Source organism: Ignavibacteriales bacterium (assembly GCA_026390595.1).
GTDB lineage: Bacteria > Bacteroidota > Ignavibacteria > UBA10030 > UBA10030 > UBA9647.
On the sequence record JAPLFQ010000019.1, the window covers coordinates 81373 to 95216 of the forward strand.

General features: G+C 55.3%; 9 protein-coding genes. All 9 read left to right on the forward strand.

Annotated elements, in window-relative coordinates; translation table 11 throughout:
• Positions 1 to 26 precede the first annotated feature (26 nt).
• Positions 27 to 1016, forward strand: a complete 990-nt coding sequence (locus tag NTU47_07905) for a phosphodiester glycosidase family protein (GenBank protein MCX6133719.1) — start codon at positions 27 to 29, stop codon at positions 1014 to 1016.
• 46 nt (positions 1017 to 1062) lie between these two features.
• Entirely contained in the window at positions 1063 to 2442 is a 1380-nt protein-coding gene (locus NTU47_07910) for a M24 family metallopeptidase (protein ID MCX6133720.1), read from the forward strand.
• Between the two features lie 231 nt (positions 2443 to 2673).
• Positions 2674 to 3480 (forward strand): transglycosylase SLT domain-containing protein, encoded by an 807-nt coding sequence (locus tag NTU47_07915; GenBank protein ID MCX6133721.1) that lies wholly within the window; start codon positions 2674 to 2676, stop codon positions 3478 to 3480.
• A 183-nt stretch (positions 3481 to 3663) separates the two neighbouring features.
• A complete protein-coding gene (locus NTU47_07920) occupies positions 3664 to 4686 on the forward strand; it encodes a redoxin domain-containing protein (protein ID MCX6133722.1) in 1023 nt (340 codons plus the stop codon).
• A gap of 257 nt (positions 4687 to 4943) precedes the next feature.
• Positions 4944 to 5552, forward strand: a complete 609-nt coding sequence (locus tag NTU47_07925; GenBank protein ID MCX6133723.1) for a hypothetical protein — start codon at positions 4944 to 4946, stop codon at positions 5550 to 5552.
• 201 nt (positions 5553 to 5753) lie between these two features.
• Positions 5754 to 6782 (forward strand): zinc-binding dehydrogenase, encoded by a 1029-nt coding sequence (locus NTU47_07930; protein ID MCX6133724.1) that lies wholly within the window; start codon positions 5754 to 5756, stop codon positions 6780 to 6782.
• Between the two features lie 263 nt (positions 6783 to 7045).
• Positions 7046 to 7486 carry a Fur family transcriptional regulator gene (locus NTU47_07935; protein ID MCX6133725.1) on the forward strand — a complete coding sequence of 147 codons (441 nt, stop codon included), beginning with the start codon at positions 7046 to 7048 and terminating at the stop codon, positions 7484 to 7486.
• A 76-nt stretch (positions 7487 to 7562) separates the two neighbouring features.
• A complete protein-coding gene (gene katG / locus NTU47_07940) occupies positions 7563 to 9758 on the forward strand; it encodes a catalase/peroxidase HPI (GenBank protein ID MCX6133726.1) in 2196 nt (731 codons plus the stop codon).
• A gap of 432 nt (positions 9759 to 10190) precedes the next feature.
• Entirely contained in the window at positions 10191 to 13775 is a 3585-nt protein-coding gene (gene metH, locus NTU47_07945) for a methionine synthase (GenBank protein ID MCX6133727.1), read from the forward strand.
• Positions 13776 to 13844 lie beyond the last annotated feature (69 nt).

The following is a 13844-nucleotide window of genomic DNA, read 5'->3' on the forward strand; positions in this document are numbered from 1 at the left end:
TCAAGCGGCGGTCGCTGCCGGCAGTTTTGCCGGGAAGTCTTCGCCTTGAATCGTACCGGCCGGTTGGTCTGGTGCGGACGTCCGAACAAGCAAAAAGGAACGACAAGGATGGTCACAAGGTCATCGGTGCAATCAATGCAGATTTCTTCAGCTTCAAGACAGGCTGGCCGGTCAATAACCAGGTTCGGAACGGTGAATTTGTTTTCGGAACGCAGACGCAACGTTCACATTTCATACTGGACGACCAAAACAGGCCGCATATCGAACGGACGAGCTTCGATGGGTGGGCCGGACGTCCCAGGGGAAACAAGTTTAGAATAGCCGGCGTGAACGATGTTCACAGCGATAGCGTAATCATCCTTCACACTTCCTTCTCCGATTCGGCAACGAGCTCGACCGGCAAGGGAAGAACCGTCTCGCTCACTCTTCTCAACTCCTCATGGTCGGTCTGTGACACCATGCGGATGATCGTGAGCGGTGCTGGTTCTGAAGATCTGAAGAACATCTCTTCCGGCAGGGCTGTACTCTGGATCGGCAATGGGGCCTCCGTTTCCGCGGCAGCAGAAGAAATGAAATCGGGAGACACTCTGCTCGTCTATCTCGGAGTCCGCCCGGTCGTCAGAAATGCCAAAACAATTCTCGGCGGATTTGGCAAAATTGTGTCAGATGGCCGTCCTGTCAGCGACAGTACGAACCTGGAGGAGAAGACAAATCTCAATTTCCTGACTGCAAGACACCCCAGGACGTTCGTCGGATTCGATCGGGACTCGACGAAACTATACCTCTGCGTTGTCGACGGCCGCCAGCAGAAGAGCGTCGGCATGAATTTCCGAGAGATGGCGGATTTCCTCGTTTCGATCGGAGTCTGGAACGCCGTCAATTTCGACGGAGGGGGCTCCACGACGATGGTCTTGCAGGGGAGGATCGTCAACTCCCCCTCGGACGTGACAGGCGAACGCCCGGTTGCCAATACGTTGCAGATTATCGAACTCGGTCCACCGGGCAATGCCCGGTGAGTCAGAAGTGGAGTGCTTCGAATCTGAAAATGAGTCAGGTCCAAACATGAAACCCATTTATCGAAAGGTACAAGCCGTGTCAAGACTCGGAATAATGAGATTGATGGTCGTGTTCTGTCTCGCACTGGTTGCTTCAGTCCAGTCACGGGCGCAGACGGTCAAATCCCCGCTCCCTTCACTGCGCGAGCAGGACGCGGTCCAGCAGGAATGGCTCAAACTCCGCCTCGAGCGCGTCCTTCCGTCTCTCATGAGAGCGCACAAGGTCCAGATGTGGATTGTCCCCATGCGTGAATACAATGAGGATCCGGTGTTCTCCTCTCTGGTCTCCGCTACTACATTCTCTGCGCGGCGTCGGACAATCTATGTGTTTTCTGACCGCGGACCTGAAAAGGGGCTGGAACGATTGGCTCTTGGAGGTTCGTCTCAGGGTGGGCTCTACTCTGCCTATCGGGATACCACTCTGAAGAACGCAGAACTGATCGGCGACGTACAATGGAAACTGCTCTCGAAACTTGTTGCAGAGAGAGATCCCGGAACCATATCGGTCAACATCTCCTCAGTCCATGCATTTTCTGACGGTTTGAGTGCCGGGGAGTGGGAGCAGTTGCAGAAGGCTCTCGGGCCAAAGTACCTCCCCAGGGTCATTCGGGCAGACCGGCTGCCCCTCGACTACATCGCAACTCGGCTCCCTGAAATGCTCCAGGTCTATGAGGAGATGATGCGGACAGTGCATGCCATCATCGGAGAAGCTTTCTCAAGTTCAGTCATCACTCCCGGAAAGACCACCACGCAGGACGTGGTCTGGTGGATGAGGCAGAAGATCCAGCAATTGGGAATGACAACCTGGTTCCAGCCCTCAGTGGATATCCAACGGTTCGGCGCTGACCTGTCCGGAACACCAAATCCGGTCATCGAGAGGGGAGATGTTCTCCATTGCGATTTCGGGATTACAGGAATGAGGCTCAACACAGATACCCAGCATATGGCATACGTCCTGAATCAGGGCGAAGCTGACGTTCCGTCAGGTATACAGCACACTTTGTCTGTGAGCAACAGGCTTCAGGACATCGTCGTGAGCTCAATGAAGGTAGGTCTGACGGGTAATCAAATCCTGGCTCAATCACTTGCTGAGATGAGGAAGGCAGGAATCGACGGGTCAGTGTATTCACATCCCATCGGGGAGCACGGTCATGGGGCTGGGACTTTGATCGGACTTTGGGATCGGCAGAATGGGGTCCCGGATCGTGGCGATGTCCCGGTCATTCCGAATACCTGGTACTCAATAGAACTTCAGGCTGGAACAAAAGTCCCCGAGTGGAACAACCAGGTGGTACGGTCAGCTCAGGAAGAGGACGTGATTGTTGATGGCGATGGAACAGTTCGGTGGGTCATTGGCCGGCAGACGCAGTTCCACCTTATCAGGTAGGCAGCCCCGCTCTCGCAGCTGATACAATGCCCAAAAATTCGCTAATTTTGGGGTTTTCTATTTGCTGGAATGCTCAAGCCTTGACTTTGTCATGGCAACCAAGTACATTGTAGGGGTAAACAGTGGAGCTACCGTCCATTGAAGTTTCGTGGTAATGGAGATTGCTCACTCAGAATTGGAACTTGTTGATTTCAAAGCGGTTGGTATTGTGGTTATAGGGGGGAGGCTTCTATGCGACGAAACCGATTTGCTGACGCAGGAAAAGAGAAAGTTACGCATCAAGGGGGATATTTGAGTTTAGAAAACATCAATAAAATCAAGGGTTTTCTGCTGTCCGGCGGATTGCTTATCGCCTTGCTCTCATTGACTGGATGTTTCCAGCCCGAGTCATCGTTGGCTCACAAGACCGATGACATCAAAGCCACCTTCGCGGGGGAGCATCCCGGTGGTCGGCTGGCATCAGTAGACCAGCGGACGGAGTATTCGCTCCAGCGATATGGATCGATGGTCCGCAATTACTCCAACAGATATGAGCTGGACTGGCGGCTGGTAATGGCGGTGATGAGGCATGAGTCCAGGTTTATGGCCAACGCTGTGAGCAATAGGGGGGCCTTCGGATTGATGCAGATAATGCCAGCCACTCAGCTGGAATTGGCCGGGAAACTGGGGGTCAATGAAACCGAGACTCCTTCGAACAATATAAAAGCCGGGGCATTTCACCTTCAACAGCTGTATCGAGCCATCGATGCATCTGATGAGGATAACCACATAAGACTGACCCTGGCAAGCTACAATGCCGGTCTGAACCGGATTCACGACGCACAGGATGTCGCCGCTTACCTGGGTGACGATCCCAACAAATGGGAATCGGTGAAGACCGCACTTCCTCTCCTATCGAGACGATATCAGAGTCTCCATCGCAGCATCTGGCAATCAGGCAAGCCGAGTGCCGGGTATTTCACCGATTGGCACCAGACTATCGGATACGTCGAATCGGTGATGTCGCACTACAGCCATTATCAGGTGGCACTCAGGTAGATTAGTACCATGCTGCCTTTCCATCATTCGTCAGGAGTCGATTCTCATGGCGAATGGCAACCCCCCCTTTCAGACTACTGAGCGACGTCGTTTCTGTCGATACTACCTACAAGCGGGAAGGTGTTTGACAGAGGAAACAGCGGCGTTTGATAATCCCCATTGAAATGAATATATTCCTTCAGAATGATCAACTTTGAAAAAGGAAATATCCGGGTTCCCGAACTCTTCGGGAATTTCTGGCTGAACTCAGAGCCGGTGAGTTTGAGGGACCTCAGGGGCAATGTCGCCCTTATCGACTTCTGGGACTACTCGAATGCCAACAGCCTGAGGACCCTTTACTACGTCAAGGGATGGTTCGATCGCTACAAGGAATTCGATCTGGCGGTCATAGGAGTTCACACGCCGCAGTTCGCTTTTGGAAAGAATCCTGAAAACGTCGAGGATGCCCTGAAGCGACTGGGAATCGAATACCCGGTGGTGATGGATAATGATGCGATCATATGGACGGCGTATTCGAACAGGATCTGGCCGACAAGGTACCTCATCGACAGGGATGGATTCGTTCGCTATTCACATCCCGGAGAAGGGGGTTACGATAGCTTTGAACGGGCACTCCAGGCTCTTCTGATCGAAGCGGGCTATCGTGGAGTTTTCCCCGATCATATTCCGCCGGCCCGTGATACTGATTTTGCCGGAGCACTCTGTTTCCGTGCGACTGGAGAAATCCAGCTCGGATATCTGAGAGGGACGCTCGGTAATCCTGAGGGGCACGGACCAGAATCGACGATTCTGTACGATGACCAGGGTTTCCATCTCGCCGGACGGGTTTACCTCAAGGGAAAATGGTTCAATGAACGGGAGGGGGTCCGGTTCAACGGCGAAGCGGGTGAAGAGGGGGGCGTATCGTTCACCTACGAAGCGTGCGAAGTGAGTGTCGTGATGAGCCACGACGGCGTAGGTTTCGGAAAAGTGTTTGCAACGCAGGACAAGAAACCGCTCACAAAAGAAAATGCGGGAGCGGATGTCCGGTTTGACGAGAACGGTCTCAGTTTCATCCTGGTGGACCGGCCGCGGGATTTCAACATTGTTTCTCATCAGGAGTTCGGTGAGCACGAAATTGCTCTGACAACGCAAACGCCCGGGCTGGCATTATTCATCATCAGTTTCCTGACGGGTGTGATTCCTGAACTCGTGTCCAGAAACTGATGTTCCGGGGCGGTCGCGTTGACGTTCCTCTTATCGGTTCTTTGAAGTGCGCAATCATGCAGTAGCCGGTGAATTGTCCGGATGGCTCATCTGAAGCAAGGATGAGTACGATGCGGCAAATGACTAACATAATCCCACGCTCTGCGGACGAATGCCGAGCCGGAAAAAACAGCGAACCCAATCTGAAGAGATTCTGAAGATTGGGTTTTTTTGTTTCCGGGCCCGGTGCATCGACCTGCATCAATCTGGAGGAAATCATGAAGACAACGATCGTTGCGAGTATGCTCCTCCTTGTCTGTTGCCTGCCTCTCACTGCTCTCGCTCAAAAGGAATCTTCAAACCTTGTCAAGAACGGGGACTTTGAGAAATTTACCGGAGAGAATCCGGAAGGGTGGGACACGTCCAACATCCCGGGCACGCTCACTGTCGTGTCTGCCTCAAAAACCTGCAAATCAGGGACGCATGCTGTCAAATGCGAAGTCAAAGACTTCTACGGCTCGATAGTCGCAGGCTTCGTATGTCAGAAGAACCTCCCGACCGGTGGAAAGGACCTCCACCTCTCGGCAAGCTACATGGTGCACGCGGTTGGGAAGGACCAGGCGGTTATCGTCCTGTGTTTTCAGAACGCCGCAGGGAGTACGATCGGGACGGTGGAAGAGTACATCGAAGACACGAATTCAAAATGGTCCGAGTTCTCGAAGGAGTACAAATCGCCAGCCGGATCGGCGCTTGTTCATGTTCGGTTGACCATCCTCCCAAATAAAGAGAGCGAAAGGGCGCATCCGGGATCGTTTCTGATTTGTGACGACATGAAGATCGCGGCTCTGACACCCCCGGCACCGGCAGAAAAGCCCTTGATCCAATAGCGCAATTTCTCGGGCGGTCGGCTGCGAGCCGCCACGGGCTCGCCGACTGAAAAGAAATCCTTCACGGTACGAGGGCGCACGTTCGATCTCCTCACATCCGGAATGTCGTGAGGCGGGTACGCTCACGGTTCTCCCTTCCTTGTATTTCCATCGAATTTTGGATACTATCTCACACCAATCACAGCAATGCGGGCGAATTGAATGAAATGTGTCCGAATTCACGAACATGGCGGTGTAGAGAAGCTTGTTTTCGAGGAAGTCCCCCGACCGGCGATAGGTCCAAATGACGTGCTCGTTCAGGTCAAGGCGACGTCTGTCAACCATCTCGACATCTGGGTAAGGCAGGGGCTGCCGGGTGTACGGTTCCCGTTGCCGATTATTCCCGGGGTTGACGCGTCCGGCGTCGTGGCAGAGTTGGGTGAGTCTGTCCGTCACGTTTCTGTTGGCGAGAGGGTCGTCGTTGCGCAGGGGATTTCCTGCGGCCACTGCAAGCAGTGTCTGAATGGGGACGACAACCTTTGCAGGGAGTACAGATTGATCGGCGAGCATAGGGATGGGGCGGATGCAGAGTACATCTCGGTCCCTGGAAGAAACGTTCTCAAGCTGCCGGAGTCTGTGAGTTGTGAGGCGGCGGCGGCATCCGCGTTGGTGTTCCTGACCGCCTGGCATATGCTTGTGAACAAAGCGAAAGTGCAGCCGGGGGACGATGTGCTGGTGATCGGAGCCAGCAGCGGTGTCGGAAGCGCCGGCCTGCAAATTGCCGGGATGCTGGGAGCCAGAGTCATCGCGACGACGAGCACGGAAGAAAAAGAAACGAAACTGAGGGAGCTCGGAGTCGACGAGGTCATCAACTACACGACGCATCGTGTCCTGGATCAAGTCCGCCGGCTAACTGACAAGAAAGGGGTCGAAGTCGTCTTTGATCATGTAGGCGTGAGTGTGTGGGAAGACAGCATCAAGGCGATGGCGAAGGGGGGACGCCTGGTCACGTGCGGTGCCACCTCGGGTTACGACGCGAAAACAGATTTGCGGTACGTGTTCTACAAGCAGATTCAGATTCTTGGATCCACGATGGGCCGAAAAGGTGATCTCATCACAATTTTCAACCTCATCGAACGAGGCCTCCTGAAGCCGGTCATCGATCGCGTCCTGCCTCTCGAAGATGTGCGATCGGCACATCAGATCGTCGAGGCCGGGAAACACTTTGGGAAAGTTGTCTTGACTCCGTAAGGAGATCCCGACGATCCATGGACTCGCTTCACTCGCTCGGGATATCGGGACGCGCAGAATGGACGCTGCTTCCCTAGCAGGCTTCGTGGCACTGTCAAATCCACATCATCGCCCCTGGATATAAGAAAGAAGAACTTGGCTTTGCTGCAATTCCAGTTATCAACGGGTCGTAGTGCGAGGTATTGATTTCTGGAAGAGTCCAACTTGACCATTGTGAGAACAGTAGCTATCTTCCAGCCAGACCGAAGTACGGAGTAAAGGGATTGGACAAGAAGAAGAATCAGCACATCGAGCGTTTTCGTGAGAAGTGCAAGGCTCTGGGATTGAACGTCACGCCTCAGCGTTTGGCAATCTACAAGGCCGTTGCGGGTGACGAGACGCACCCCAGTCCCGATGCCGTCTTCCGCCGCGTCAGGTCAAGTCACCCTACCATTTCTCACGCAACGGTCTACAAGACACTCGACACGTTTGAGCGGCACGGCATCATCTCGAAGCTGACACCCCTTCACGAGAGCGTTCGATACGATCCGATGACATCCCAACATCATCATATCGTCTGTGTGCGATGCAAGAAGGTCGTGAACCTGGCTGACGACGATTTGGAGGCCATCCATATTCCCTCACAAGTCAACCACGGCAACAAAGTCCTTGGATATAGTGTGCATTTTAGTGTGCTTTGTGCGTCATGCAAAGAGCGTGAATGATTTTTTTTGCGTTTCTCGATAAGTATTATCACCTGATAACTACTCACACTCACATCACGATCTGAAAGGAGCCATTATGAGCGAAGCAAACAAGTGCCCGGTGCCGCATGGAGCCCACGACCACACCGTTGGCGGCGGCACGACGAACCGACACTGGTGGCCGAACCAGCTGAATCTCGATGTCCTGCACCAGCATTCCTCAAAATCCAACCCGATGGGTGGAGGATTCAATTACGCTGAAGAATTTAAGACTCTCGACCTGAAGGCCGTGAAGAAGGACCTGCGAGAGCTGATGACGAAGTCTCAGGACTGGTGGCCGGCGGACTTTGGGCACTACGGACCTCTGTTCATCCGCATGGCGTGGCACAGTGCCGGCACCTACCGCACCGGAGATGGACGCGGCGGGGCAGGCAACGGCAGCCAGCGCTTCGCGCCCCTCAACAGCTGGCCCGACAATGCGAACCTCGACAAGGCGCGCCGATTGCTCTGGCCGATCAAGCAGAAGTACGGCCGGAAAATTTCCTGGGCCGACCTGATGATCCTCACTGGCAACGTCGCGTTGGAATCGATGGGTTTCAAGTCGTTCGGTTTCGCCGGAGGGCGTGAGGATATCTGGGAACCGGAAGGGGACATCTACTGGGGTTCCGAAGACAAGTGGCTGGGTGACAAGCGCTATGCCGGTGACCGGGATCTCGAAAACCCGCTCGCTGCTGTGCAGATGGGGCTCATCTACGTCAACCCGGAAGGCCCGAACGGAAACCCAGACCCGATCGCTGCGGCGCGGGATATCCGCGAAACCTTTGCTCGCATGGCCATGAACGATGAGGAGACTGTGGCTCTCATTGCTGGCGGCCATACCTTTGGCAAGGCCCATGGTGCCGGCGATGCGAAACATGTAGGGCCTGAGCCCGAGGCTGCTGGTATCGATGAGCAGGGACTGGGCTGGAAGAGCAGCTTTGGAACGGGCAAAGGCGGCGACGCAATCACCAGCGGCCTGGAAGTAATCTGGACGACCACGCCCACGAAGTGGAGCAACAACTTCTTCTGGAACCTGTTCAGCTTCGAATGGGAACTGATGAAGAGCCCGGCGGGTGCGAATCAGTGGAAGCCAAAAGGGGGGGTAGCTGCAGGAACAGTGCCGGATGCGGCGGACCCGTCAAAGCGTCATGCGCCATCCATGCTGACTACGGACCTCGCCCTGAGGTTTGATCCTGACTACGAAAAGATCTCGCGACGCTTCATGGAAAATCCGGATCAGTTTGCGGACGCGTTCGCTCGGGCTTGGTTCAAACTGACGCACCGCGACATGGGACCGCGCGCGCGTTATCTCGGTCCAGAGGTTCCGGCAGAAGAGCTCATCTGGCAAGACCCCATCCCCGCCGTCAATCACAAACTGATTGATGCACAGGACATCTCCTCCCTCAAGGGCAAGATCGTGGCTTCTGGACTGTCAGTGTCGGAGCTGGTGTCAACCGCCTGGGCATCGGCATCCACCTTCCGTGGTTCGGACAAACGCGGTGGTGCCAACGGTGCCCGCGTTCGTCTGGCCCCGCAGAAGGACTGGGAAGTCAACCAGCCTGCCCAACTCGCGAAGGTGCTCAAGACCCTGGAGGGTATCCAGAGTGCATTCAACAACGCACAGTCCGGCGGCAAGAAGGTATCATTGGCTGACCTGATCGTTCTGGCGGGTTGTGCGGGTGTCGAACGGGCTGCGAAGAATGCCGGCCACGAGGTGTCCGTTCCCTTCGCTCCGGGACGCATGGACGCGTCGCAGGAGCAGACCGATGCGGCCTCCTTCGCCGTGCTTGAGCCGATCACGGATGGATTCCGCAACTTCCAGAAGGCCCGTTACGCGGTATCGGTCGAGGAACTGCTGGTTGAGAAGGCGCAATTACTGACCCTGACCGCACCCGAGATGACGGTACTGCTGGGCGGCATGCGCGTCCTGAAGACCAATGTCGCAGGGTCCCAACACGGAGTCTTCACAAAGCGGCCAGACGCCCTCACCAATGACTTCTTCGTGAATCTACTCGACATGAGCACGACGTGGAAAGCGACAGCAGATAACAATGAGGTATTCGAGGGGCGCGATCGCGCAACGGGCTCACTCAAGTGGACCGGCACCCGTGTCGATCTGATCTTTGGTTCGAACTCCCAACTCAGGGCCTTGGCCGAAGTCTACGCTTGTGAGGACTCCCTCGAGAAGTTTCTGCACGACTTTGTCGCGGTGTGGAACAAAGTAATGAACCTTGACCGCTTCGATCTTCCCTGATCGTGGTACAACGCTCCAGGATTTGGCGAAGGAAACGAATGAGGCAATCCCGGACACACGGAATTGCCTCGTTCTTTTGGAGATACATATTGAACTGACCAGCGCTTCTAATTGTCAATCGACAATTACTGTTTAGTCGTACCAAGCACCTTCACGAATCCGTGTGCTTCATGCCGCCAATCCGGACTCTGAAGGCAAGTTGCAGTTCGGGGCAAATGTCCTTAATTTACGGTGTGGCAATTTGAACGACAGCTTGCGGCCACGCAGGGGGAAGGTGCTAAAGCGTCGGTGAGAATGTATGACCATTTGCCCGGCGTTCCGTGCCGGGTTTTTTGTTCATCAGCAGTACTTTCGATGTTCAATCGTCAGATCATCCGATGGCCTGATCACCCGATACTCCAATAACCTGAATTCAAAAGCCAAATCGCATTGATGCCTATTTCCTTCCTCGACATACTCAAAGAGAAGATCGTTGTTTTCGACGGTGCCACGGGGACTCATCTGCAAAGTCAGAACCTGACGGCAGATGATTTCGGCGGCGAGCATTATAACGGCTGCAATGAATATCTCGTCGTCACCAGGCCCTCCGCTGTGGAAAACGTCCATCGGGATTATCTGGAGGCGGGATGTGATGTCATCGAAACGAACTCCTTCGGCGGAGCCAGCACGGTTCTCGCGGAGTACGGTCTCGGAGATTCGTCGTATGATCTCAATTTCAAAGCCGCTTCCCTTGCCCGCAATGTCGCTCATGGATACTCACGCAAAGGACATCCGCGCTTTGTCGCCGGCTCGATGGGACCAACGACGAAACTTCCCTCTCTCGGGCACATCTCATTCAAAGAGATGGCGGATTCATATCAGGTCCAGGCCCGGGCACTCATCGATGGCGGTGTTGATCTCCTCAGCCTTGAAACATGTCAGGATGTGCTTCAAATCAAATCGGCTCTCTGCGGTATCCACGACGCATTCCAGGCGAGTGGAAAACGCGTGCCGATCGTTGTCTCGGTGACCATCGAGACGATGGGGACCATGCTGCTCGGAACAGAGATTGCCGCGGCGCTCGCCGCCATTGAGCCGTTCGATGTGGATGTCATCGGCATGAACTGCGCGACAGGCCCAAAGGAAATGTCCGATCACGTCCGGGTTCTTTCGGCGAGTTCTCCGAAGCCCATATTTGTCATGCCGAATGCCGGTCTGCCTGAAAACATCGGCGGCAAGGCGCATTATCATCTCTCGCCCCCCGAGCTCTCCAAATACCTCTCGCATTTTGTGAAGGATCTCGGTGTGCAGGTTGTCGGCGGATGCTGCGGGACCACCCAGGAACACATACGACAGCTCGTGCAGGCCGTTGGAAACCTCTCGCCCGCGCCGCGGAAATTCGATTTCGTCCCCGGGGCCTCCAGTCTCTATCAGGCAATTCCGTTCCAGACTCTTCCGCCGCCCATTCTCATCGGCGAGAGAACCAACGCGAACGGAAGCAAGCAGTTCCGCGAACTCCTCCTGAAAGAGGATTGGGAAGCGATGGTCGCAATGGGGCGCGACCAGGTTCGCGAGCAGGCGCATATGCTCGACGTGTGCGTTGCCTACGCCGGCCGGAACGAGGCAGCCGATATGCGCGAGCTTATTACGCGCTTCAACACGCAGATATCGATCCCGCTTGTGCTCGACTCGACGGAGCCGCCGGTCATTGAGGAAGCACTGCAGCGCATCGGCGGCAAGGCCATCGTCAACTCGATCAACCTCGAAGACGGTGAGGAACGGCTCGCGAAGGTCGTCGGCCTCTGCAAACGGTACGGGGCCGCTGTCATAGCTCTGACGATCGACGAGAACGGCATGACGAAGACGGCTCAGTCCAAACTTGCCGTCGCCCGCCGTATCTACGAACTGGCCGTGGGAAAATACGGCATGAAGCCGCACGACCTCATCTTCGACCTGCTCACGTTCACCCTGGGTTCCGGCGAGGAGGAGTTCAGGAGATCCGGGCTTGAAACGCTCGAAGGCATCCGGCTTGTGAAGCAGGAATTCCCGGGTGTTCATACGAGCCTCGGTGTCAGCAACGTGTCGTTCGGTCTCTCTCCGGCTCTGCGTCACGCACTCAACAGCGTGTTCCTGCATTTCGCTGTCGAGGCCGGATTGGATATGGCGATCGTCCACGCGTCGAAAATAATGCCTCTCTTCAAGATCGACGAACGCGGCCGGGAGCTCTGCCGACATCTGATCTTTGACGAGCGCAAGTACGAAGGGGAAGGAGCCGACCGTCGTTGTGTCTACGATCCGCTGACGGAACTGATGGCCTACTATGCCGGTCAGAAGACGGGTGAGAAGGCCAGGACCGAACCGCGTGGCGGAACCATCGAGGAGCGTCTGAAAAACCGCATCATCGATGGAAACAAAGTTGGCATACCCGTAGACCTCGAGGAAGCCCTCAAACGAATCCCGGCCCTGGATATCATCAACGTGGTCTTGCTCGATGGGATGAAAGTCGTCGGTGAACTTTTCGGGTCAGGCCAGATGCAACTTCCGTTTGTGCTCCAATCTGCTGAAGTCATGAAGTCCGCCGTCTCCTTTCTTGAACCGTTCCTCGACAAGAAGGAAGGTTCGCAGAAGGGGACGCTGGTGATCGCGACGGTCAAAGGGGATGTCCATGACATTGGCAAGAACCTCGTCGACATTATCCTTACGAACAATGGATACCGGGTCATCAACCTCGGCATACGATGCCCTATCGAAACAATGCTCCAGGCAGTCCACGAACACAACGCGGATGCAATCGGGATGAGCGGTCTGCTGGTGAAATCGACCCTCATCATGAAGGAGAACCTGGAGGTCATGAATGAGCGGAACCTCAAAATCCCGGTGATCCTCGGCGGCGCGGCGCTGACGAAACGTTATGTCGATGGAGACCTTCGTCCCCTGTACAAGGGAGATGTCTACTACGCCAATGATGCGTTCGACGGGCTGCGCTACATGGAGGACATTCTAAGCGGCAGAGCCGAGACACCGTCTCAGGAGAAGAAAATCGCTGCCGACCCGGAATCGCTGACCGGCTCTGAAGCCAAGATCGCCCTCGCTCTGGAAGTCGAGTCCGCTGAATCTGCTCACGGCGTGGGAGGAAACACCGCCCCGGCTGCTCGTTCGAAAGTCAGATCCGATGTTTCCATCCCGCAGCCGCCGTTCTGGGGATCTCGGATAGTCAAAGACGTGTCGCTGGATGAAGTCTTCAAGTATGTCAACGAGACCGCGCTCATCAGGGGACAGTGGCGCTTCGTGCGCGGGACGATGGGCGACGAGGAGTACCAGCGGTTGATGAATGATCAGGTGCTGCCTGAGTACCAGAGCCTGCGGGAACAGGTGAAGCGCGAGCAGCTTCTCGTTCCCCAGGTCGTGTACGGCTATTTCCCATGCCAATCTGATGGCAACGAGCTCATTATCTATCACGTACCGTCTGAGGAGGCGGAAGAGTCTGAATCCGAAATGCGAAATCCGAAATCCGAACCCTCCAATCCGCAATTCTCAGAGTGGCTTCGGTTCTCCTTCCCGCGGCAGACCGATGATCGTCATCTCTGCATTGCCGACTACTTCGCGTCCGTCGGATCAGGGAAGATGGATGTGCTGGCATGCCACGTGGTGACGGTTGGCCAGCGGGCTTCGGAATATGCGAAGAAACTGTACGACGCGAACAGCTATAAAGACTATCTGTATTTCCATGGCTTGAGCGTGGAGAGCGCCGAGGCGCTCGCCGAGCTCTGGCACAAGCGGATGAGGGAGGATCTCGGAATCGCTGGAAACGACGCCCCGCACATCAAGCGGTTGTTCAGCCAGGGATATCAGGGGTCGAGGTTCAGTTTCGGATATCCTGCCTGCCCGCGTCTCGAGGATCAAACCAAGCTCTTCGAACTTCTGAAGCCGGAACGCATCGGGGTCTTCCTGACAGAAGAATACCAGATGGAGCCGGAGCAGTCGACGTCCGCTCTCGTCGTGCATCATCCCGAAGCCCGGTACTTTACCGTTAAATGAAAATAGTGTACCTTTCCAGAGATGCCGCTGAGCATGCTTCATGGCGGGTGGCATCTCCTGCAAGTCACC

What these genes read in the sequence shown, in the direction of transcription:
- NTU47_07910 (MCX6133720.1), top strand. Translation starts at nt 1,063, where the DNA reads ATGAAACCCATTTATCGAAAGGTACAAGCCGTGTCAAGACTCGGAATA.
- NTU47_07915 (MCX6133721.1), top strand. Translation starts at nt 2,674, where the DNA reads ATGCGACGAAACCGATTTGCTGACGCAGGAAAAGAGAAAGTTACGCAT.
- NTU47_07920 (MCX6133722.1), top strand. Translation starts at nt 3,664, where the DNA reads ATGATCAACTTTGAAAAAGGAAATATCCGGGTTCCCGAACTCTTCGGG.
- NTU47_07925 (MCX6133723.1), top strand. Translation starts at nt 4,944, where the DNA reads ATGAAGACAACGATCGTTGCGAGTATGCTCCTCCTTGTCTGTTGCCTG.
- NTU47_07930 (MCX6133724.1), top strand. Translation starts at nt 5,754, where the DNA reads ATGAAATGTGTCCGAATTCACGAACATGGCGGTGTAGAGAAGCTTGTT.
- katG (MCX6133726.1), top strand. Translation starts at nt 7,563, where the DNA reads ATGAGCGAAGCAAACAAGTGCCCGGTGCCGCATGGAGCCCACGACCAC.
- metH (MCX6133727.1), top strand. Translation starts at nt 10,191, where the DNA reads ATGCCTATTTCCTTCCTCGACATACTCAAAGAGAAGATCGTTGTTTTC.